We start from the raw sequence: 2,855 nt of genomic DNA, 5'->3' as shown, positions 1-2,855 counted from the left end.
CCAACAAAGCGAATTTTGTAATCTAATACAAGGTATTGAATCTGTTTGCTCAGCATTCCCAATTCCAGCACGAGTGTTTCTCCAAGCTGTAATACTGACTGAGAAAGCCGAAGCTGTGCTTGTTCAATGTTAACCGAGTGACTAAAACCTAAAAGCGGATAGACATCTGTTATACCTTGTTTAACGAGACTTCTCATCGCATGGCGAATCACCCAACTCGTATTATCAGAAGCATTTTTTTGCCATTGAGAACAGACATCAATAACCATTTGAGGATGATCTTTACTCATATCATTGATGTTATTAGCCACAGACCGTCTCACATATAGACTCGAATCACTTTTTAACTTCTCAAGAAGCGGCCATATAAGAGCGGGATCATGACGTAGTTCAGCGAGTTGCGGTGCCCAGGGTAAACGCGGGCGAATGCCTTCAGAAGCTAATCTTCGTACATGTTCATCATCATGTTCAGCCCATAACAGCATTTGCTGATAGGTTTCATCAAAGTGAGCCTTCAGAAAAAAACGAATAGCAAACTCAGCTGTAAATAATGAAGTGAGTTTTTCGAGTGCAGCAAAAGAAACGTTGCGATGCTCCAGACCATATAAAGCAACATAATCAATTAATGGCCAGGCTAGGTAATGTGCCCACCCAGAAAAATGTTCATCTCTAAGAGACTCAGCCGCCTCTAATAAGATATTTATTGCATCAACATAATCGTGAGGTAGATAAACATGCAAACTCTTCGCAAGATAATCTGCACGCGTCTTGAGCTCCAGCTCATCTAGTTTGAGAGATGCAGTCTCAATAAAATCCGTTACAGCAAAATCAGGCCACACTGAATGAATCAGAGAGCCGATTTCCTTCACTGCAGGAATATGAAGTTTATTTTTGAGTTGTTCAGCCATAAAAAAAAGCCGCGATGGAATCGCGGCTTTTATCATACGGTATTCTGTCTTAGCTTAGGCAGTTTTTTTACGTCTGCGCATTGCTGTCATACCCATCAAACCAGAACCTAGTAACCATACAGCAGCAGGAACAGGTACTTCGCTAACAGGTGGGCAATATTCGCCATTCACTGTTAACTCAGCCCAGAAAACGTCTTCGCTCCATTTTGAAAACCAAGCCTTGAATGAGATGCCAGCAAGGATTTCGTCAAATAAGTCTGAGCTTAGGCTGAACATTTCAACACCGCCATCCAGAGAACCTAAGTAGCTCAAACCAGTACCATACCAGTTATCAGTATAAGCATATAAATCATCCCACCAACCATTTGCATTTGTCGAAATTTTTAGTGTGGCAGATGTAATGTCTAAATCTGCAGGGTCAGTGATAGCATCGAAATCCATATAACCAAACTCATAATAGTTCGATACTGAGGCAGTAAATGTTTCTGAGTATGTTTCAGGGTTATCACATAAAGATGAATCGTCCCCACAACCACCATGATGGTGGTGGTGACCATGGAAAAATGTTGCTGAAGCAACACTTGAAAAACCTAGCAACATAGCAGCTACTAAAATAGCCGATTTGTAAAATTTCATAGAATTATCCTTGTTTACTATGCAGCCCGGCCATCTTTAAAAAAAGACCCGTGGCTTTCCGTCACATGGCTCACACCAAGGTTGGCTTATCTGTTTATTATGCAATCACTATCTGCAAGATAGATATTAGTGAGTTGTAATGTGCCAAACAATTGTACTTTGGTACTAAAAAGTAAAATAAATCAGCTTATTACGACTCTACTTGTCCGATAACTTCACTGTTAACGGATAAATAAGTCCGACTCAACTTATTCCGGACGATTGCATAATATGAGGATATCTATGTCGGAACAATTGTACTTTGGTACAGTTTTTAATCTTTTTTAACGTTTTTTTACAAATACAGCAATAGACTCGACATGGGTGGTATGTGGGAACATATCCATAATGCCTGCCGATTCCATAATGTAGCCATGCTGGTTCACCAGTTCGCCAGCATCACGTGCTAGCGTTGCAGGATTACATGAGACATATACCAATCGCTCAGCACCTAACGCAGCTAATTGATGCAACACTTCAAATGCCCCACTTCTGGGAGGATCCAGTAAAATCTTATTAAACCCTTTTTGTGCCCAAGGATAATCTTTCAATTCTGTTTGGGTGAGATCCGCTTGCTCAAACTCGGCATTAGATAAGGCATTAAGTGCGGCATTATTTTTTGCGTGTTGTACCAGTGCAGCATCACCTTCAACGCCAACGACCTCTGTCACCCGTTTAGCTAAAGGCAAAGTAAAGTTGCCGAGCCCGCAGAACAAATCAAGAATACGATCTCCATCCTGAACATCCAGCAGCGTCATGGCCCTTTGAATCATTTTTTCGTTAATACCCGCATTCACCTGCGTAAAGTCACTCGGGTCAAACTGTAAGTTCAACCCCGGCTCTGGTGCGTAACTAAGCTGAGCAGACTCAGGCCATAATAAAGACACGGTATCCGGCCCACCTGGTTGCTGATAAATCCATAAATTATTGTTTTGTCCAAAGCTAATCAATGCATTTTTATCAGTCTCGGATAATTCATCCAGATTACGAAACACCAATGCGACATGTTCATCATCCATTGCCACTTCAATCTGAGCGATGCGGTTATAGGCTTCCAATCCACCAATTAATGAAGCTAAATCCGTTAAACGATGACCCACACGTGGATCTAACACTTCACATTGTTCAAGCATGGCAATGTACGGCGATGACTTTTCCCTAAAGCCCACTAAAACTTGTTCTTTTTTAGCGACGTATTTAACGCCGAGGCGTGCTTTACGACGATATCCCCATAATGGACCGGTTAAAGGTTCCAACCACTGTTCAGGGCTT

3 protein-coding genes and 1 riboswitch are annotated in these 2,855 nt (G+C 41.7%); all 3 genes read right to left on the bottom strand.

Going from position 1 to position 2,855, the window contains the following annotated elements:
• The coding region (locus B4K20_RS06575) for a DNA alkylation repair protein (RefSeq protein ID WP_289282319.1) at positions 1–908 on the bottom strand (908 nt) is incomplete at its 3' end.
• 54 nt (positions 909–962) lie between these two features.
• Positions 963–1,544, bottom strand: a complete 582-nt coding sequence (locus B4K20_RS06570; protein ID WP_286305156.1) for a VPLPA-CTERM sorting domain-containing protein — start codon at positions 1,542–1,544, stop codon at positions 963–965.
• 17 nt (positions 1,545–1,561) lie between these two features.
• Positions 1,562–1,640, bottom strand: a riboswitch (cyclic di-GMP riboswitch).
• A gap of 227 nt (positions 1,641–1,867) precedes the next feature.
• Positions 1,868–2,855, bottom strand: a 988-nt coding sequence (gene rlmD, locus B4K20_RS06565; RefSeq protein ID WP_289282318.1) for a 23S rRNA (uracil(1939)-C(5))-methyltransferase RlmD, incomplete at its 5' end; no start/stop codon positions are given.

Origin of the sequence: Methylophaga sp. UBA5088 (assembly GCF_002414625.1) — a bacterium.
Lineage (GTDB): Bacteria > Pseudomonadota > Gammaproteobacteria > Nitrosococcales > Methylophagaceae > Methylophaga > Methylophaga marina.
The sequence above is the reverse complement of the archived record's forward strand: the minus strand, read 5'-3'. Positions and strand labels throughout refer to the sequence as shown.